The organism is Bacillota bacterium (assembly GCA_012842395.1).
GTDB lineage: Bacteria > Bacillota > SHA-98 > UBA4971 > UBA4971 > UBA6256.
Map to the genome: position 1 here is coordinate 1 of DUSX01000005.1, position 20185 is coordinate 20185.

The window sequence follows — 20185 nt, forward strand, 5'->3', positions numbered from 1 at the left end:
ACGGGCTTACACCCCCTTCGGGTGGCAAGGATTTGGGGCATCCCCGGCACCTCACCAGATCGACTGCCTCGTTATTAGCACTGGAGGCTCTGCCCGGACTGCACCCCGCTTTGCTCAGGGCGGGCAGGCAGGGCCTCCGCGCAGTCTAGGGGTTAGAGGCTCAAGGTGAGGTCGGGGAAACATTCTCATGCGAAAAGTCACTCATCCCATGCCTGATTAAGGCTTGGGAGTCATCGTGCAACTGGAGGGGGCAAGAGTTACCCCAGCCGACCCAAGTATATTTTCCCAGGGATGCCCCAAAGGAGACAAAATCATATCGGATTATCAGCGACGGGATCCAGGATGTCCGGGGTAAGATGCTCGAGGGCTGACCCGCGCCCCGGGGGCGCCGGCCGCTGGTGGCCTTGAGAGCGCCTAAAGCATCTATCGCCTGCGCCGCGCCCGGCGGGCCGTTAGGGTATGGCCCTTCGCCGGTCGCGGCTACGACGGCCGTCGGCCCACCAGCGGCTAACCCGGATATGCGACCTGGCTTGTACCGTCAACCAGTAATATACGAGGGAGGGGACGAGATGCGAGTCCTCATGCTTTCGTGGGAGTACCCACCCAGGATCGTCGGGGGCATCGCCCGGCACGTCGAGGACCTCTCCAAAGCCCTCGTACGGCGGGGCATGGATGTGGACGTTGTCACCTGCGCTAGCGATGGCGCTGAGGGAGCGGAAGACGATGAAGGTGTCGCCGTTTTCAGGGTGCCTCTCGGGAGCCCATCCCCGCCCGATTTCGTCACGTGGGTCATGCAGATGAATCTGAGTCTCCTGGAGCGCGCCATACCCCAGGCCGCACTCGGGGCTGACCTCGTGCACGCCCATGACTGGGTTGTCGCCTACGCCGCGAAGACGCTGAAACATGCGTTCAGGATCCCGCTCGTCGCCACGATCCACGCGACTGAGTACGGCCGTAACTGGGGGCTTCACAACGATCTTCAGCGGTACATCAGCAGCGTCGAATGGTGGCTGGGCTTCGAGGCGTGGCGCGTCATATGCTGCAGTGATTACATGCGGGGCGAATTGTCATGGGTCTTCCAGTTCCCCGCGGACAAGATGCATGTGATCCCGAACGGGGTGGACCCGGGCAGGTTTGAGGCGCCCGAAGGGGCCCACGACCTTGCCGCATTCCGGTCGCGCTGGGCCGCGGCGGACGAGAAGATGATCTTTTTCATCGGCAGGCTCGTGCATGAAAAGGGTGTCCACGTCCTCATCGAGGCCTTCGCTAAGGTCCTCGCCTATTACGACAAAGCCAAGCTCGTCGTAGCGGGCAAGGGACCAGCCGACCCGTACCTGCGCCATCTCGCCCAGTCGCTCGGAATCTACAACCGTATCTATTTTGCGGGCTTCGTCGATGACGCGACTCGAAATCGCCTGTACAAATGCGCGGACATCGCGGTCGTCCCCAGCCTTTACGAGCCGTTCGGGATCACAGCGCTTGAAGCGATGGCATGCGGCGTCCCGGTGGTGGTGTCCGACACAGGCGGGCTCGGCGAGGTGGTGCGCCACGGCATAACCGGTATGAAGGCCCTCACTGCAAATCCGGGGTCGCTCGCGGACAACATCCTCACTCTCTTGGGCGACGACAAGCTTCGAGAACGCATCCGCGAGGCGGCCCTGCGGGACGTGCGGGAGCGGTTCAATTGGGAGCTAATAGCGGACAAGACGAAGGCCGTGTACGATGAGGTCATGGCAGCTTACAGGGCGAGCCCCTGGGCGGTGGCGGGGCCGCGGTGGTTCGCGCAAGCGACCGAGGAGCCCCGCGACTACTCGCGTTACCGCGTGCCGGAGACCGCGCACTAAGTATGTCGCCAGAAGTTCGCGCTACTTTTCGGCGGAGGGATCCTGTCCAGGGTTGCCGGTGTCGTCCTCCGGGGACGGCGTGCTTGCGGCGCGCCTCGTTCGAATTCTCGAATTCAGCGCGCAAGCCTGCTGAATTCTCCACGCCCCGTCGTGTGCAAGCACCGCCGACCCTAGCGCCCTCAACAAAGGAGACGAAAACTTATGGCGCCATACTAGTAGGCACATTGCCATAAAGAGCGTTGTTTTGCTGGGAGGTCTGGAAGGGGAATGGTAGCCGTCGTGATGGCGGGCGGCAAAGGCACCCGCCTGCGCCCACTGACATGTGATAAGCCGAAGCCCATGGTGCCGGTGGTAGGCCGGCCGATCCTGGAGCACATAGTGCGCCTCTTGCGAAAGCACGGGTTCACCCGCATCTATGCCACGCTCCACTACATGCCGGAGGTGATCCAGGAATACTTCGGCGCGGGCGACGCCTTCGGGGTGAGCATGCACTACGCTGTGGAGGACGTTCCCCTGGGGACGGCCGGAAGCGTGAAAGCTTGTGAGGAGCACCTAGATTCCACGTTTCTCGTGATGAGCGGCGATGCCCTCACCGATTTCGACCTTACGGAGGCGGTGGAGTTTCACAGAGCCAAGGGTGCCATCGCGACTATCGTCCTCACGCGGGTTCCTATGCCGCTCGAATACGGTGTGGTCATCACCGATAAGGACGGACGCATCTCGCGCTTTCTCGAGAAGCCGAGCTGGAGCGAAGTGTTCAGCGACACGGTGAACACTGGTATCTATGTGCTCGAGCCAGACGTGTTGAGTTTCTTTGACTTCGGCCAGGAGTTCGACTTCAGCAAGAATCTTTTCCCGCTCATTCTAAAGAGAAATCTCCCCCTCTTCGGCTATGTTGCGAGCGGTTACTGGAGTGACATCGGAACCATCGAGCAGTACCGCCAAACCCACTACGATATCCTAGCAGGCCGAGCGCGGGTGGACATACCCGGCCAGGAAGTGGAGAAAGGCGTGTACGTCGGACAGGGAGCGGACATTCACCCGAACGCCCGGCTCATACCCCCCGTAGTGATCGGGGAGCGCTGTCGCGTGAAGCGCAACGCCGAGGTCGGAGACCACAGCGTCATCGGCGACCAGAATCTGCTCAATGAGGGGGCGTCGGTCAAGAGAAGCGTGATCTGGAACAACTCTTACGTGGGAAAGGAGACGGAGCTGCGCGGCGCCATTGTCTGCTCGAGGACGAGCATAAAGGCGAAGACCGCCCTCTTCGAGGGGTCCGTGGTCGGGGCCGATTGCTCCGTTGGGGAGCGGAGCACCATCAAGCCCGGTGTGAAGATATGGCCCAACAAGGTCATCGATGCGGGCACTACCATCACCACCAGCCTCGTCTGGGGGGCGAAGTGGTCGAGGAGGCTTTTCGGTTCCTATGGGGTCTCGGGTCTCCTCAACGTCGAGCTCACGCCCGAATTCGCGGCGAAGCTGGGCGCTGCGTACGGTGCCTGCCTCGGTGAAAAACGCGCGATCGTCGTGGGCTCAGACGCGTACAAGCCTTCGCGCATGCTCAAACGCGCCCTCACAGCAGGCCTCCTTTCCAGCGGCACCAACGTATACGACCTCGGACGCATGACGACCCCTGTCATCCGGTACGCCGTCGCAGCCCTGGGGGTTGCGGGCGGACTCCACGTACGGCTCTCGCCCTATGATCCAAACATCGGGCTCATTGAGTTCCTGGACCAGAAGGGCATCAACATCGACAAGTCCATGGAGCGCAAGATAGAGAACGCCTTCTTCAGCGAGGATTTCAGGCGCGTGGACGCGGAGGACGTTGGCGAGGTCGCTTTCCTCACCCGTGTGGTGGAGAAATACCTCGACGGCCTTCTCGAGACCGTGTCCGTGGCCACTGTGCGTGCCCGGCGTTTCAAGGTGGTCGTGGACTTCGACCCAGGGAACCTATCCTTGCTCCTACCCACGCTTCTCGACGCCCTTGGGTGCGACGTGCTGGCCCTGAACCCCGACAACGCGGTGGCAACAAGGCCGAGAAACCACTACGAGATGCTCGACTCGCTCTCGCTTCTGTCCAGGGCGGTGGTTTCCAGCCGGGCTGACCTGGGCATCGCAGTCGACGCCAACGCAGAGAGGCTCCTTCTCGTGGATGAGCAGGGCAGGGGCGTTTCTGAGGAGATGTTCTGCGCCCTGATGTCGCTTCTCATCCTCAAGTCCAAGGAGGGCTCCACCGTGGCTGTTCCGGTGACAGCACCCAGGATCATCGAGGACATGGCGCGGACCTACCGGGGTCGCGTGGTTCGCACGCGCGCGAACCCGAGGTCGGTGATGGAGAAGGTGATCGAGGAGAAGATCCTCATCGGAGAGAAGGAGCTCCCGGGCTTCCAACCCGCGTTCGACGCGCTCCTATCCCTGGCGAAGATCCTCGAGGTCATGGCGGCGGAGAACGCGCGCCTCTCGTCGCTGCTTTCGATGGTGCCCAAGTTCTATATGAGCAAGCGCACGGTCGAGTGCCCATGGGAAGACAAGGGCAAGGTCATGAGGATGCTCATCGAACAGGTGCGCGACGAGAAGGTCGAGCTCATCGACGGGATCAAGGTGTACCATGACACCGGCTGGGCGCTCATCCTTCCCGACTCCGAAGAGCCCCTATTCCATGTGTATAGCGAAGCCTCCACGCCCACGGACGCGGAGGCCTTGCGGGAGATGTACATGGCCAAGATAGACGAGATCCGGGCTACTTAGCACGCAGCAACGAGCGCTCGGCCGGCTGAGTGCTCGTTGCCCTCGCGCCGTCGGGGGTATGACTGACATCCGCTCGCGGCACAGGATTGGAACGTCCATGCCCCGTCGTGCAAGCACCGGCAACCCTGGGCAGACCCCTCCGCCGCAAAGTAGCGCGGATCCTTCGCGACATGCTTAGGTTCTTTCCGCGCGCGCGGCCGCCCCGACCTCCCCCACTCGGGCCGTTCGTGCGTCAAACGGCTCGTGCGGCTGCGTGTAGGGGCCGCGCGCGTATACCTCGTAGTCTATGTCCGGGAAAATGTTGTCGCGGTACTCGATCTCCGAGAGCCAGGATTCATCGATAGCGCTGCTCCGTATGTCGTGGTACAGTTTGGTGAACCTCCATACGTGCTCCTTGGTCCTGCGTACGGCATACGACACCATCGTCCCGGTCTTCATGATGAACGCCCAGTCGCTGCTCTGGGCGAGGAGAAGCTCTCGCGCCGCCTGGTTCAATGCCCTGCGGAGGAGGCCGCCGGCGGCTGGGTAGGCTCGCGCCAGTTCCACCATCCTCTCCGCAGCCTTGTGGAGGTGCCTGTATATCCAGTCGTTGGAGCCCTCGAGCCATACCTCGTTGTAGCCTTTGTATCCCCAACTCGAGAGAGATGGGGTTGAGACCTGATTGCGCTTGTATACGCCGAGATAGTCGCCCGGGGTTATGAGCGCCAACGTATTCTGGTCGTACGCGATCTTCCTGATGAGGAAGTCCAGCCATTCTGGTCCCTCAAACCACCAGTGCCCAAAGAGTTCTGCGTCATAGGGGGCTACAACGATGGGTTTGCGGTCCATGACCGAAGCGAGGTACTCTATCTGCTTCTCCCGGTTGAACATGAAGTTCCCCGCATGGATGGCAGCCTTCTCTATGGCCCGTCGTCTGTTGTAGGGCTGCTTGTCGTGGGTCTTTCCGGTGATCCTGTAGTACTTTATCCCGGTGTTGATCCTGGTGCCGCTGGGATGTATGTAGGGCCGGATGTAGTCATAATCCAAATCGTAACCGATGTCTCTATAGAACTCCCGATAGTCGTAGTCCCCTGGATAACCCTCGCGGGCGCTCCAGACTTGCTTTGAGGACTCCATATCGCGCCCGAAAGCCGCGACTCCCGACTTGCAGTACACGGGCGCGAAGACGCCGTACTTCGGGCGAGGCGACGCGAAAAGCACGCCGTGGGCGTCGGTTATGAAGTACCTGATGCCTTCCTCTTTGAGGAACCAGTCGTCGCCGGGGTTATAGCCGCACTCGGGGAGCCAGAAACCGATGGGCTTTCTGCCCATGGCCCTCTCGTGGAAACGCGTGGCGATGCGAACCTGCGCACCCACGGCTTCCCGGCAGATCTCCATCAATGGGAGATACCCGTGGGTGGCCGCGCACGTGATGATCTCCAGGTGCCCCTGAGCCTCCAGCTCTTTGAACGGGGTGAGGATGTTCCGCCCGTACACGTCCTCGAAAATGCGGCGCGCCTCGTGGAATCGATCCCTGTACATCCGAGCGTTTTCGTTGAATTCCGGGAGCCACCGCGTGCGCTCGACCTCCTTCTCTGCGAGCTCCGTGAGCTTCGCGAGGTGACGGAGGTACCGTTCTTGCAGGAGCGGGTCGAGGAGCATCGAGGCGAGAGGAGGCGTGATAGACATGGTGAGACGGAAGGGAACCCCGTCGCGCACAAGCCCCTGGAAGACCTTGATGAGCGGGATGTACGTTTCGGTTATGGCCTCGAAGAGCCACGTTTCCTCCAGGAAATCAGGGTATTCCGGATGCCTCACGTACGGTAGGTGTGCGTGCAGCACGAGCGCGAGATAGCCCTTTTCGTTGGGCATGTTCCGGCCTCATCTCCCTTGTCAGGTCGTGTTTTCTTCAGGATCACCATGTTTTGCGCGCAAGCCTTGTGGTAATGGACCGTTTCATGCTTCCGTCCTTCGACACGGCTTCAACCGGGATCACCTGCTCGCCGTCGGGCAGCTGGAACCTGGCGGAGAAGGTCCCGTCGGCCCGCAGCTTTACCGGCAAGCCCTGGATCGTCACTGTCGAGCCTGGCTCGGTGGCACCGTGGACGATCACTTCGACCGAAGCGTTCAACCAGAATGCCTTTCGCTCGGGCGCGGCCAAACCCACGCCCGGGCTGGAGATTCCCGCGACAAAGCCCGAGCCCATCTCCACCGCCATGTGTTCCAGGTGGGCCGATATGATCTCTGGCGACGAGGGGAGCCGCCCAAGACGCGGGTAGTACCGCTCTATGGCAGAGATGGTCATCCATTCCTCGTCCACGACTTCGGATGGGCCGGCGCGGGGGGTCCGGACAACGTTAGACCTGGAAAGCAGCACGAACCGCCCGTCGGGGCCTACGAGGCCCAGCTCAGCGCAATACGACCTGTTCGGCCGCTCGACGTTGATGTACCAGTTGTTGGCGCCGTTGCTTATGTCGATGTCCATGGTGCGATGGGCGTTGGTCCCATCGAATTCGATGTCGGTCACGTCATGCACGCGAAGCGTCTTTCTGCCAAGCTGCCATCCTTCGGGCCCCAGGGCAGCGACGACCGTCTCCGATACGTCCGCAGCGATCTCCCAATATGCGTGGAGCCAAAACGGGTCGCGCACCATGAGGACGACCCTCGTGCTGCCGTAACCTTGTGGAAGCTCATATTCGGCCTCCGCGCCCGCAGCGTGCGTGGGACGGGTGACGGCGTGGCCCATGTCCTCTGCGAGGTTGATCTCCCTCGTCTCCGCGATGCGTAGCTCCGACACGCTTTCTGGGAGGCGAACTTCCTCTACTTCATTTGCAGCCGCGCTAGTCACTTTCTCGGCGGCATCCTCGTCAAGGATGGGCTTGCTCATGTTATCGTCGGATGATCCTCTCTCCTGGATTATGGCCGTCACCCCGGCTACCTCCCGGCAATCATTACATCGCCAAGCTCATAGCTCGCCACAAGTCTTGCCACAGATTCGCGCTGCTTTTCAGCGCGCACGGGCCCGCCCAGGGCTGCCGATGGCCGGCCCTGTCCCCCGAGGGACGGCGCGCTTGCGGCGCGAATCGTTCGCGTCTGGCATGTGCCCTGGCCAAATCCCAAGCGCCTCGTCGTGCGCGCGCCGGCAACCTCGGTGCCCTTGCGCCCTGAATAAAAGACATGAAAACTCGTGAAAACTCGTGGCACCATACTCTGTCAGGCAATGAAGGTTCGGAGATGTGCTCTGGCACGTCTCTGTAATAATATCCCTTGCGTCGTGCGCGATTATTCGAGAGCCGCTGTGTGGATTTGCCAAAAACGCCAGGGGGCCACAGGTCGTCTCGTCCCAAGCCGTGCCCGGCAGGGCGCGAGCTCCGCCTCTCCGAATAGCAAGGTGTTGCGGTGTCAAAACTAAAGAAAGTCCAAGGGAGGAGGGGCTGTCGTGTCTAGAGGCTCGTTCGTTTTCGTGCTCCACAGCCACCTGCCGTACTGCCGGAAGGCCGGGGTATGGCCATTCGGCGAGGAGTGGGTACTTGAAGCGATGGCGGAAACATACATCCCGCTCCTCGACGTCATCTCGGACTTGGTGGCAGGCGGCGTCCCGGTGAAGCTGACGGTGGGGCTCACGCCGGTGCTCCTGGACCAGCTTCAAGACCCGTACATGCTGTTCCGCTTCGAGGAGTATCTTGAGACGAAGATCGCGGCAGCGGAAGCGGACATCGCGCGGTTCGAGGCAGAGAGCGAGGGGCGCCTTCGCGACCTCGCGAGATTCTACCGGGACAGGTATGAAAGCGTGAGGAGGAGCTTCCACGAAAGGTACGGGGGCGACATAGTGGGGGCCTTCCGTTCGTTACAAGAGGGAGGGCACATCGAGCTCGTGGCCGGTGCGGCCACGCACGCTTACCTGCCGCTCCTCGCCAGGGAATCGTCGGTTTATGCCCAGGTGAGGATCGGCGTCGACACGTATGAGCGCTGCTTCGGGAGAAGGCCGCAGGGAATATGGTTGCCCGAGTGCGGGTACCGGCCGCGAGACTCCGTCGCAGGCCCCCCCGGGTCCGCCTTTGCCGCGGCCGGGATCGATGGCGTCCTCGCGACCATGGGGATAAGACACTTCTTTGTGGATTCGCACGCGATCCAAGGGGGAACGCCGGCCGGGATGTACGGGGCGAGGTTCGCCGAGCGGCAGCCTGTGCCCAGGTACATTCCTTCGAGGCCGGGTTTCACCACGTACCTGCCCTATTCGGTTGAGGGAAGCGGTCTATTGGTGCTCGGCCGAAACGAGCGTACCGCCCTCCAGGTGTGGTCATCTGAATGGGGCTATCCCGGGGACGGGAATTACCGGGAGTTTCACAAACGCGACTCCGTGTCGGGGTTTCGCTATTGGAAGGTTACGAGCAGGCTTGTGGATCTGGCTTCCAAGGAGATCTACCAGCCGGAGGCCGCCCTTGCCAAGGCGAAGGAGCACGCCGACCACTTCGTCTGCCTTGTGGAGAGGCTCCTTGGCGAATTCCACGCGGATACGGGGAAACACGGCGTCATCGTGGCCCCCTTCGATGTCGAGCTTTTCGGGCACTGGTGGATGGAGGGCGTGGACTGGCTTCGCTGGGTCCTCGAAGGCCTGGCGAGGAGCGACTCGGTCGAGCTTGCAACGGCTGCCGGATACCTGGAGAACCACCCGCCAGCGGGCCAGATAGACCTCGTTGAGAGCTCGTGGGGAATGGGAGGTGGCCACTACATCTGGGATAACGAGGCGACCAGCTGGATGTGGGATGAGATACACAGCGTGGAGCGGGAAATGGAGAGGACCGCGGCATCACTTGCCTTCCTGACGACAGCGGGAGGGCACGACCCCGGCGGCCCCGACACCATCGAGAAACGGCTCCTGCGCCAGGCGGCGCGCGAAGCTCTGCTCCTCCAGAGCAGCGACTGGCCGTTTCTCGTGACGACCGAGCAGGCTGCGGACTATGCTTCGCGTCGCTTCCTGGAGCACAAGAACAGGTTCGAACGGTTGCTCTACGCCCTCGAACGAGCCGACGCAATGGCCGAGATCGAGAGGTATCTCGGCGAGATCGAGGCCATAGATGCGGTGTTCCCGGATATCAACCCCGCGGCGTTCGCCTGGAAGCAGGGATCGGCCTCCCGGCGTTGAATTGGTTTCTGAAACGCGCCAGCGTGCGCTTTCAAGACACGCGCGCGATCTGCACGTCGCCTGGGAGGACCTGAAAATGCGCATCGTCGCCGACCTTCACACCCACTCCGTCGCAAGCGGACACGCGTACAACACCATCGACGAAATGGCTCGCGCGGCACGCGACGCGGGCCTGGAGCTCATCGCCATCACCGACCACGGGCCCAACATTCCGGGTGGGCCACACTTGTATTATTTCGGTAACCTGAGGGTTATCCCGGCCACCATTGCAGGGGTGGAGGTGCTGAAGGGGGTCGAGGCGAACATAATCAGCCCTGCAGGTGATCTGGATTTGCCCGAGCGGTCCCTGAAGAAACTGGACTTCGTGCTCGCCGGCTTCCACGTGGGCACCGGCTACGACGGGGGATCTGTTGAGGAGAACACCAGGGCCATGATAGGCGCCATGGAGAACCCTCATGTGGACGCCATCGCTCATCCTGGCAACCCGGCCTTCCAAGTGAACATTGAGGAGATCGTCCGGGCCGCGAAGCGCCTGGGCAAGCTCCTGGAGATCAACAACTCGTCCCTCACTGTCACGCGGCTGGATAGCCGCGACAACTGCTTCCAGTTCGCGAGGCTCGCAGCGGCCCACGGCGTTACTGTGGTCATCGGAAGCGATGCCCATCACGCCTCCCGGGTGGGAGTCGTCGACGCCGCGGTCGAACTTGCCGAGCGCGCGGGCCTCACAGAAGACCTCGTGCTCAACACGAGCCTCAGGCGCGTAACCGACTTTCTCCGGTCCCGCGGCAAGGTCCGCATGGAGCTGGACAAACCCGAAGTCTAGCCCGCGGCCCGACGCATCGGGCCAAGCTAGCTCAGTCCTTAATCGAGATTGGAATCTGCGTGACCCGGGAGGGGCGAGCGAGACGTGGGAGGGGGCACGACAACCGGGTGGCGGCCAGTACGCTTCCTCAGGGCGTGTCGGCGCGCGCCCGGTTATTTTGTTGCACTGGCTAGATGGGTCATCTCGAGACTTGTCATAATGGCCCCGGAGCACCGTCGGGCTTGCTTTGCCCTTGCGTCGGTGATCTTGGGGACGGCGGTGCGCGTTGCCGCGGGCCCGTGCATGGAGGTGACATGGGTGGCTCGCCACGAGGTGAGGGGGCTCTGGGTGGTCCGGACGAGCATGAGGACTCGAAGTTCCGTTGAGAGAGTGGTGGCTCTCGCTTCGAGCAGCAACTTCAATGCCCTCTTCGTGCAGGTGAATGGGCGCGGCGAGGCGTATTATACAAGTGCTGTGCTTCCGAAGGCACCTGACGTGGAGGACGGCTTTGATCCGCTCGCGTTCTGCATCGAACGGGCCCACGCGGCTGGCCTCCAGGTGCATGCGTGGATCAACGCTTTCACCGTCGGAAAGCTGGGCTGTCGTGAATACGAGCCGGGGCACGTGCTATCCCGGCATCCCGAGTGGGCGCTTACTGACGACAAAGGCGTTTCCACGCTCGATTATAGTCAGGAGATGGCCGAGGGCGAGCTCGTATCTCCGATGCTCGATCCTGCCATAGAGGGCGTGAAGGCGTACGTCCACGACGTATTCATGGAAGTGGTCCGGAACTACGACGTGGACGGGGTACACTTCGACTACATAAGGTATCCGTCCCCGAGGTTCGGGTATGGGGCCGAGGCAAAGGCCGCGTTTCGCGACCTCGCCGGGTCCGACCGCGCCGCCCTCGGGCAAGGGGAATGGGACGCGTTTCGCCGCGATCAGGTCACCGAGGTCGTGCGCCGTGTCTATCAGGATGTCAAACGCGTGAAGCCTTGGGTGGCGGTGTCATGTGCCGTCTTGCCTGACGCGGCCGACGCAGCCGAGCGGACGTTTCAAGACTGGAAGACCTGGCTTGACCAGGACATCGTCGATTTCGTGGTCCCGATGGCGTATGCGCCCGATGAGGAGATCTTTGTCAGGCGGGTGCGCGATGCGGTCGGGGCGGCTTCCGGGTGGGGACGTGTGGTCGCGGGCATCGGCGCGTACAACATGTTGGATGACCCCGCGGGGTGCATCGAAAGGGTCGAAGCGGCGAGATCCATGAAGACCGCGGGCGTTGTTCTGTTCTCGTATGACGCCATCTCTGACCGGCCGGAATACTGGCAAGCCCTGGCGGACGGGCCGTTCAGAACCCGTGTGCCGGCACCGGTGCTCGCGCGGAACTGGAACGGCTGGAACGGCAAGAACGATGGACGGAACGGACGGAGCCGCGAGCGGGCTGGGGCGGTGGCCTCAGAGAAGGCCGGACTGGAGGCAAGGCGGGGCGAATGATGAAGCACGTGGTGGGCGTTGACGCAGGTGGCACGAAGACCGTGGCGCTGGTAAGCGACGTCACGGGGCGTGTGCTGGGGGCTGGAAAAGCCGGGCCCGGCAACTTCCAGGCTGTTGGCGTGGAATTTGCGAAAGCTCAGGTTAGGAAGGCGGTCGAGACCGCGCTCGGCGCGGCGGGCGTCGCGGCGAGAGAAGCCGAGGCTGTATTCTACGGAATGGCTGGTGCCGACCGTCCAGCGGATTTCGCCATCATAGAGAGATTCCTATCCGAGGTAAACCCCGCGCCCCGCATGGGGCTGGAAAACGACGCAACGATAGCGCTCAGGGCGGCCACATACGACGGCGTGGGCGTGGTCGCTATATGCGGCACCGGCACGAACGTCATCGGGTTCAACCGCGAGGGCGTGAGAGTGCAGGTGGGTGGGCTTGGGTACATGTTCGGGGACGGCGCCGGCGCGGACTACATAGGAATGCTTGCCGTGCGGATGGCAACGCGCGGCCACGATGGTCGTGGCAAGCCTACGGTCCTCTATGACATGCTCTGCGAGAAACTCCACCTCAAACGCCTGGACGACCTCGTCGAGAGGTTCTATTCCGGGTCCTCGGGCCAGGAGCGCGTGCAGGTGGCCTTTCTGGCGCCACTGGTATTCGAGGCTGCGCTGCGCGGCGACGAGGTGGCCCGCGATATCTTGCGCTCCGTGGGTGAGGAGCTCGCCATAGCTGTGCTGGCGGCGCTCCGAAAGCTCTTCTCGCCCGCGACGGCCGTCAAGGTCGTGCTCTCGGGCGGGGTCTTCGCGAACGCCGATGATCCCATCATGACGGATACGCTGAAGGCACTGGTCCTGGAGGAATACCCTGCGGCAGAGTTTATCCTGCTCAAGGACCCGCCCGTGTTGGGTGCCGTGCTTTCGGCCCTGGGCCTCGCGGGCGTCGAGATAACGTCGGCTGTCCGGGACACGCTTTGGGGAACGTACAAGACCTGCCTTTCTTGACGTGGCTTTCGGTCCGTGCGAGGCCTTTCCGGGAGAGCCCGTGCGGCAATCACTGGCAGCTCGCGCGCCGGGCAGGCAGATGCGGCAAGCGCATGGGGCGGGAGGAGCGGCATGGGACTCATCGTCGCGGTAGACGCAGGTGGCACCAAGACAGACTGCATGGTTGGGACCGAGCGCGGTGAAGTCCTCGCGCGGGCGTGGGCGGGGCCGGCGAATCTTCAGGTCTCCGGGCCGCAGGCAATGAGGGCCGAGATCCTCGCTGCCGTGGCAAAGGCCCGGGCCCAGCTGCCCGCGGGGGACGAGACGTTCGACGTTCTCTTCGTGGGCGCGGCCGGTGTTGCAAGGCCGGGCGATCGCGAGGAAGTGAGCGCGCTCTTGAAAGAGACGGGCGTGGCGGGCAAGGTCGTGGTGGACAACGACGCCGTCATAGCCCTTGCCGGAGGCACCCTGGGGCAACCTGGGGTCGTCGTGATAGCGGGGACAGGCTCCATAGCGTTCGGCGTGAACGCCCGGGGCGAAAGAGCACGGGCGGGCGGCTGGGGATACGTCCTCGGTGATGAGGGAAGCGCATACGACATCGGTCGCCAGGCGCTCGCGTCCGTCATGAGGGCGAGCGATGGGCGGGGCGAGCCCACGGCCCTTTGCGATGCGATCCTGCAGCACTTCAAGATAACTTCGCCGGACGACCTGGTGGGGCTGGTGTACCAGAAAGGCCTCGGTAGAGCGGATATCGCCGGGCTGGCGGTGCTGGTGGCCGAGGTTGCGCGCAAGGGCGACCGCGTGGCGCGGCGCATACTGCGCAAAGCCGGCACCGAGCTTGGGGCCGCGGCAGCCAGCGTCGTGAGGAAGCTCGGAATGGGGAGCGAGGCGGTGCTCTGCGTTACATCGGGCGGGGTATTCAGGGCTGGGGAGCTGGTAAGACGGGCCTTGGTCAGGGAGCTAGCGAAGACATGCCCGGCGTGCGAGGTCGTGGAAGCGAGGTTTCCGCCCGTGGTCGGGGCGTATCTTCTGGGTATCCAGGAGGCTGGCTCCCGGATCACCGGCAGGGTCGTGGAGAACATCGAGGACTCGCTCTTCCGCCCCGTGTGACGCGGGGAGGAGAAACGGATCGTCGGGGTTGGGACAGGAGGAGGGTGCTCGGGTGATCATAAGGAACGCCGACATCTTGACGCCGCGAGGTATAATGGTTTCAGGATTTCTTGTCATTCAAGACGGGAGGATCACAAAGGTCGGGTCACATGGTGAGTCCAGGCACTGGTCCACCGCGGGTCATGAGGTTCTCGACGCCTCCGGTCTCACGGTGGTGCCCGGATTCGTTGATATCCACGCACACGGGGGAGGCGGGCACGACGTGCTGGAGGGGACGTACGAGGCCGTGTCCGCCATGTGCCGGGCTCACGCGCGGCACGGGACCACCTCCATTTTCCCGACGACGATGGCAGCGCCGTTCAGTGAGCTTGTGGACGCGGTGCACGCGGTGGCTGACGCGGTCCGGCGGGGCACAGGCGGGGCTGAGGCCTTGGGAGTCCACCTGGAGGGCCCGTGGGTCAACCCCGATAGCAGGGGCGCCCAGGCGCTCGAGGCGATTCGGCCTCCAGATGTGCGCGAGCTGGACAAGCTCATCGAGGAGTCCGGCGGCCTTGTGAGGATAACCACGGTCGCTCCGGAGCTCGAAGGCGCTTCGGACTTCATCCGAGCGGCGGTTGGACGCGGGGTCAGAGTATCCCTCGGGCACTCCCTCGCATCCTTCGATGAAGCCATGCTCGCGGTAAGGTCGGGGGCAACCCATGTGACGCATGCGTTCAACGCCATGCGCGGGCTCCATCATCGGAACCCCGGCATGGCTGGTGCGATGCTCGCGTGTGACGAGCTCACGACCGAGGCCATCCTGGACGGTTTTCACTTGCACCCGGCCGCCGCGACCATCCTCTACCGATGCAAGGGGGCGGACAGGCTGGCCCTTGTTACAGACGCCACGATGGCGGCCGGCATGCCGGAAGGCGAATACGAGCTGGGCGGGCAGCGGGTTGTCTACAAAGGGGGCGCGGTCAGGCTTCCTGACGGCGGCCTCGCCGGGAGCGCGCTCACCCTTGACAGGGCGGTGAAGCGGGCAATGGCCGACCTGGGGGTGACGCTGGCTCAGGCCGTCGCGATGGCGTCGTCCGTCCCTGCGAGGATAGCGGGGGTGCACGACCGTAAGGGCAGCATAGAGGAGGGCAAGGATGCCGACCTCGTTCTTATGGATGAAGCGGGCGAGGTGCGGGCAACCATCGTCCGGGGCGCCGTCGTGTATCGGGGGGAGGCGTGAACGCCGCCTACCCGCCTGTGCGTTCGGCGTGGTCCGGTTTTCCGCGGGGCCCGGAGTCGCGCGTCTTTGTGTTGTTCTGTCGCCAGCCGGGCGCCGGGACTTGGGGGTTTAGCTGGAAACGTGGGTGGAGAAAACATAGATGGGGGTGCGCGTTCATGGTGGTTATCGTCGCGCAGGATTACGACACGATGAGCCGGGAGGCCGCGAAGATCGTGGCCGAACAAGTGCGCAGGAAACCTGCGAGCGTTCTCACGCTCGCGACGGGCGCGACGCAGTTCGGGTTGTACGCGGAGCTCGTAAGGATGCACCGCGAGGAAGGGCTGGATTTCTCGGAGGTTACTACGTTCAACCTTGACGAGTATCTCGGGCTCGCGCCGGACCATCCGGCAAGTTTTCATCACTATATGAACAGCAGGTTCTTCGATCACGTGAACGTGCAGCCGGACCGGATTTACATACCGAACGGCCTTGCCAGCGACGTGCGTGAGGAATGCCGGGCGTACGAACGCGCGATAAAGAACGCGGGAGGGATAGACCTTGCGGTCCTGGGCGTGGGAAGGAACGGCCACATCGGGTTCAACGAGCCGAGGACCGAGTTTGGGTCCCGCACCCGGTCGATTTTCCTGGCCAAGCGCACCATAGAGGCCAATTCGGTGTTCTTCGGCGGCGACGAGAACGCCGTGCCGCGGCAAGCGATATCCATGGGAATACGAACGATAATGAACAGCAGGTCCATCCTGCTCCTCGCGAGCGGCACGGCGAAGGCGCCAGTGATCGCGCAGACCGTGCACGGGCCGGTGACCGAGATGGTGCCCAGCTCGGTGCTGCAGCTCCATCCTGATGTCACGCTCGTCCTGGACGAGGAGGCTGCCTCGCAGCTCGAGCCGTCGCCGGAAGGGTTCGTTCCAGGCCCCGGAACGCGGACCATGGTATACTGATGAGGGTATTCGCTGACTACCACACACACACGAGATTCAGCCATGGCAAGGGCTCGGTCATGGACAACGTGCGTGTCGCGGCACGCAAGGGTCTCGAGGCCGTGGCCATCACCGATCACGGCCCTGCGAACCTGTTTGGCGTGGGCATAAGGAGCCTCGCCACATTCGATGACATGGCTCGGGAGATCGAGAGGGCCAGGCAGGCATTTCCGGAAGTCAAGGTGCTCATGGGTGTGGAGGCGAATCTCATCGATTCCGACGGTGGGCTCGACGTTCCTGCCGACGTGCTCAAGCGCCTTGATGTAGTGCTCGTTGGCTATCACCTCATGGTCCGGGCGCGGACCGTGCGAGACTGGTGGAGGCTGTTCGGTCGCAATCACGCGGCACGCTGGAGCCGCCGTCTCGCCGAGCGGGCGAGGATCGACAATACCAAGGCTCTGGTGGAGGCCGTAAGGAAGAACAGGGTGGACGTGGTGACCCACCCGGGCCTCCACGTCTCCATAGACACGGAGGAGCTTGCGAGGGAGTGCGCCAGGGTCGGGACGGCCCTCGAGATCAACGCGAGGCACGCCAATCTCGATGCCGAGTTCATGAAGGCCGCGGCGCGTCAAGGGGTCAACTTTTGCATAGGCAGCGATGCCCATGCGCCAGATGAGGTAGGTGACTTCGGACGTGCGCTGGAGGTCGCGATAGGCGCGGGCATCGACCCTGAGAGGATCATCAACGTGCGTGTGTAGGCGGCGGGCGCCAGGCACGGTGGGGAACCGGAGGATACGGGCTTTGAGTGAAGAGCGATTCGTGATCATCACCGGCCTTTCGGGCGCGGGGAAAAGCGAAGCCGTTCGGGCTTTCGAGGACATGGGCTTTTTCTGCGTTGACAACCTTCCACCCACTCTCATCCCGAAATTCGCTGAACTCGTGGCACAGTCGGACGGCAAGATAAATAACATAGCTTTGGTGGTTGACATAAGGAGCCGCGAGTTCTTCGATAGGCTTTCCAGCGCCCTCGATGCGCTTGAGGAAATGGGAGTGACGTACGAGATCCTCTTTCTCGAGGCGTCCGACGAGGTGCTCGTCCGGAGGTTCAAGGAGACCCGACGGCGCCATCCGCTCTCGGGCGAGGGAGGAGTCCTTGAGGGCATAGAAGAGGAGCGTCGCAGGCTGGAGGAGATCCGGTCGAGGGCGACGCGCATCATCGATACGACGGCCCTTCCTCCGCGCCAGCTGCGGGAGCGCATAATGAACGCGTTCGCCCGCGCATCCCGAAAGGAACGGCTCGATGTGATCGTGGTGGCATTCGGGTTCAAGTATGGGATCCCGATGGATGCGGACCTCGTTTTCGACGTGAGGTTCCTGCCGAACCCGCACTACGTGGAATCCCTGCGGCACCTCACGGGTGAGGCTGAGCCGGTGAGGGAATACGTGTTCCAGTCCCCCGTGACGCGGAGGTTCCTTCAGAAACTCTTCGACTTCATGGCGTTCCTGCTGCCGCACTATGTGAAAGAAGGGAAGACGCAGCTGGTTGTGGGCATCGGCTGTACCGGGGGCAAGCACCGTTCAGTGGCCATCGCGGACCGCCTCGCGGGTTTTCTGGGGGAACGGGGGTACAACGTTTCCGTGGAGTACCGCGACAAGGACATCCAGGACAGGGTCGCGGAATGAAATGGTGAGGCAATTTGGAGCGAAGTGAGAGGCGTGAGCGACACGTGAAAACCTTGCGATGGTTGTACCCGGGGATGAGAGTGAAAAGGTGGCTCCTGGCCTTTGCCTTCGGCGCGGCTCTTCTCGTAGCGGGCGGAGTCACGCTTTTGGGCGGCGGAGCCGCTGGCCTTCTGCACCGCTGGGTCGCGTGGCTTGCAGGACCCGGCGCCGGGCCGTCCTCGCGGATTCCCGCGATTGTGGTTGGAGCCGTCGCAACCGTCGGGGGAATAGCCATGATGATCTTCGCCGCGGGCGCGGTGATTCGGTCCATAGTGGCAGCGCTCTTGCCTGGCGCCGAAAACCATATCGCCGAGCTCGTGCAGCGCGAGCGACAGCTTGGCAAGGGGCCGAGGATAGTCGTGGTGGGGGGCGGAACCGGGCTTTCAACATTGCTCCGCGGGGTCAAGGAGTTCACGAGCAACGTGACCGCCATAGTCACCGTCGCCGATGACGGCGGGAGCTCCGGGAGGCTGCGCAAGGAGATGGGGGTGCTGCCCCCCGGAGACATCCGCAACTGCCTGGTGGCGCTCGCCGACTCCGAGCCGCTGATGGCGCGTCTGTTCCAGTACAGGTTTCCCGAGGGCGATCCGACCGGCCTCGGGGGCCATACGTTTGGCAACCTCTTCATAGCGACGATGTCCGCTATCACCGGCGACTTCGAGCAAGCCGTGAAGGAGTCCAGCCGCGTGTTGGCCGTGAGGGGGCGAGTGCTCCCCTCCACCCTCGAGGATGTGGTGCTTGCCGCGGAGTTCGAAGGCGGCGCCGTTGTGGAGGGCGAGTCTACGCTTTCGACATGCGGGGCCCCGATAAAGCGGGTTTTTCTGAAACCCAGGGATCCCGCGGCGCTTCCAGAGGCGGTGGAGGCGATAGCCGGCGCCGAGGCGATAGTGCTTGGACCAGGTAGTCTCTTTACAAGTGTGTTGCCGAACCTGCTCGTGCCCGGGATCGCCGAGGCTATTCGCCGGAGCGACGCGCTTAAGGTTTATGTATGTAACGTCATGACCGAGCCCGGTGAGACCGACGGGTTCTCGGCGTCGGACCACCTCAAGGCCCTCTTTGAGCACGTCGGCCGCGGGATAGTGGACGTCGTTGTGGTGAACACGGGCGAGGTGCCGCCGAAGCTCGCGGAAAGGTACCGGGCCGAAGGCGCTTTCCCGGTTGCAGCCGACAGCGATGCGCTGAGGGCGCTCGGAGTCTCGGTGGTGGAGGGGGACCTGATATCCGCCCTGGACTACGCGAGGCATGACCCGGACAGGCTTGCCCGCGCCATAATCAGGTTGGTGGTCGAGGCCAGGGCCTCGGCAAGGACAGCCCGCCGCGAAAGGGGGCGTGCGCTCAGGGCTTTGTCTTGAGAGCGTGCCCGGGCGTAAGCCAAGGATGTTCGCGGCTACCAGGCCCTAAGTGCGGGTGCGTTAGTCTTTGCCTTGTTTCCAGCAATTGCCGAGGTTGACGGTGTTGCACTCGGGGACGGCGCCCCAAGCGGGGCGCCTTGACAAAATCCGACCACTCGGGCTAGTGGCCGGATTTTGACACCCCTCGTGCAACCACCGGCAACCCGGCCCGATAACCGGAAGCATTTTCGCACCTCCACTCAGAAGCCTGGGGCGGCGAGCTCGAGGCGGAAGGGCGATTGCCGATTGCCGCGACGAGCCCTTGGCTCACGATGCAAGCCCCATGACAAGGCGCCAGATGGCGACCGATGAAAGGAAAGCAACGAAGTCCGCGAGGAGGCCTGCCGCAAGCGTGTGGCGGGTTCTTTTTATTCCTATGGCCCCGAAATACACCGTTATCACGTACAACGTGGTTTCCGAGCTCGCCTGCATGGTCGAGGCCATCCTGCCTATGACCGAGTCCGGGCCGAAGGTCTTGATGAGATTCGTGGCGACCTCCAGCGCACCGCTGCCCGACAGAGGGCGGATGAGCGCGAGGGGCAGGAGCTCCTCGGGCATGCCGACGAGGTGGGCGACGGGCGACAGGGCGGACGTCACGACGGCTAGCGCGCCGGATGCCCTGAACATGCCGATGGCTACGAACATGGCAACGAGGAACGGGATGAGGCGCACCGCAGTAGTGAAGCCCTCCTTAGCTCCGGCAACGAACGTTTCGTACACTCTCACGCCTCTGAGGTGCCCTACGAGGCATATCGCCAAGATCATGAAGGGGATCACTGCATCGGACGCGGCTGTGACCGCCTTGACGAACATCCTTCCGCCTCCTCCGGCCACATGGGCAA

Annotated in this window: 15 protein-coding genes; 12 read left to right on the top strand and 3 right to left on the bottom strand. The window is 63.0% G+C overall.

The window, feature by feature from the left end; genetic code table 11:
- Nucleotides 1-569: 569 nt before the first annotated feature.
- Entirely contained in the window at nucleotides 570-1844 is a 1275-nt protein-coding gene (locus GX515_03255) for a glycosyltransferase family 4 protein (protein ID HHY32034.1), read from the top strand.
- Between the two features lie 267 nt (nucleotides 1845-2111).
- Nucleotides 2112-4592 (top strand): NTP transferase domain-containing protein, encoded by a 2481-nt coding sequence (locus GX515_03260; GenBank protein HHY32035.1) that lies wholly within the window; start codon nucleotides 2112-2114, stop codon nucleotides 4590-4592.
- Nucleotides 4593-4766: 174 nt separating this feature from the next.
- Here GX515_03260 and GX515_03265 read toward each other — a convergent pair whose 3' ends face one another.
- Together GX515_03265 and GX515_03270 are read right to left on the bottom strand one after the other, a co-directional pair.
- Entirely contained in the window at nucleotides 4767-6443 is a 1677-nt protein-coding gene (locus GX515_03265) for a DUF1957 domain-containing protein (protein HHY32036.1), read from the bottom strand.
- A gap of 43 nt (nucleotides 6444-6486) precedes the next feature.
- Nucleotides 6487-7500, bottom strand: a complete 1014-nt coding sequence (locus GX515_03270) for a DUF4912 domain-containing protein (protein HHY32037.1) — start codon at nucleotides 7498-7500, stop codon at nucleotides 6487-6489.
- Nucleotides 7501-8010: 510 nt separating this feature from the next.
- Here GX515_03270 and GX515_03275 point away from each other — a divergent pair.
- The 10 genes from GX515_03275 (at nucleotide 8011) to GX515_03320 (ending at nucleotide 19304) form a co-directional block, all read left to right on the top strand.
- Nucleotides 8011-9717 carry a DUF1957 domain-containing protein gene (locus GX515_03275; protein HHY32038.1) on the top strand — a complete coding sequence of 569 codons (1707 nt, stop codon included), beginning with the start codon at nucleotides 8011-8013 and terminating at the stop codon, nucleotides 9715-9717.
- A gap of 76 nt (nucleotides 9718-9793) precedes the next feature.
- A complete protein-coding gene (locus GX515_03280; protein HHY32039.1) occupies nucleotides 9794-10540 on the top strand; it encodes a phosphatase in 747 nt (248 codons plus the stop codon).
- Between the two features lie 297 nt (nucleotides 10541-10837).
- Nucleotides 10838-12013 carry a family 10 glycosylhydrolase gene (locus tag GX515_03285; protein ID HHY32040.1) on the top strand — a complete coding sequence of 392 codons (1176 nt, stop codon included), beginning with the start codon at nucleotides 10838-10840 and terminating at the stop codon, nucleotides 12011-12013.
- Nucleotides 12010-13005: a hypothetical protein gene (locus tag GX515_03290; GenBank protein ID HHY32041.1), complete on the top strand. Its 996-nt coding sequence runs from the start codon at nucleotides 12010-12012 to the stop codon at nucleotides 13003-13005. Before GX515_03285 ends, GX515_03290 begins: the two co-directional genes overlap by 4 nt.
- Before the next feature lie 111 nt (nucleotides 13006-13116).
- Nucleotides 13117-14094, top strand: coding sequence for an ATPase (locus tag GX515_03295; protein HHY32042.1), 978 nt, complete (start codon nucleotides 13117-13119; stop codon nucleotides 14092-14094).
- Between the two features lie 52 nt (nucleotides 14095-14146).
- Nucleotides 14147-15313, top strand: a complete 1167-nt coding sequence (gene nagA / locus GX515_03300) for an N-acetylglucosamine-6-phosphate deacetylase (protein HHY32043.1) — start codon at nucleotides 14147-14149, stop codon at nucleotides 15311-15313.
- Nucleotides 15314-15468: 155 nt separating this feature from the next.
- A complete protein-coding gene (gene nagB / locus GX515_03305) occupies nucleotides 15469-16251 on the top strand; it encodes a glucosamine-6-phosphate deaminase (GenBank protein ID HHY32044.1) in 783 nt (260 codons plus the stop codon).
- Nucleotides 16251-16988, top strand: a complete 738-nt coding sequence (locus GX515_03310; protein HHY32045.1) for a PHP domain-containing protein — start codon at nucleotides 16251-16253, stop codon at nucleotides 16986-16988. The genes nagB and GX515_03310 overlap by 1 nt, the downstream gene beginning before the upstream one ends.
- A gap of 43 nt (nucleotides 16989-17031) precedes the next feature.
- A complete protein-coding gene (gene rapZ, locus GX515_03315; protein HHY32046.1) occupies nucleotides 17032-17913 on the top strand; it encodes an RNase adapter RapZ in 882 nt (293 codons plus the stop codon).
- A 74-nt stretch (nucleotides 17914-17987) separates the two neighbouring features.
- Nucleotides 17988-19304 (top strand): YvcK family protein, encoded by a 1317-nt coding sequence (locus GX515_03320; protein ID HHY32047.1) that lies wholly within the window; start codon nucleotides 17988-17990, stop codon nucleotides 19302-19304.
- Nucleotides 19305-19610: 306 nt separating this feature from the next.
- Here GX515_03320 and GX515_03325 read toward each other — a convergent pair whose 3' ends face one another.
- Nucleotides 19611-20156: a spore maturation protein gene (locus GX515_03325; GenBank protein HHY32048.1), complete on the bottom strand. Its 546-nt coding sequence runs from the start codon at nucleotides 20154-20156 to the stop codon at nucleotides 19611-19613.
- Nucleotides 20157-20185 lie beyond the last annotated feature (29 nt).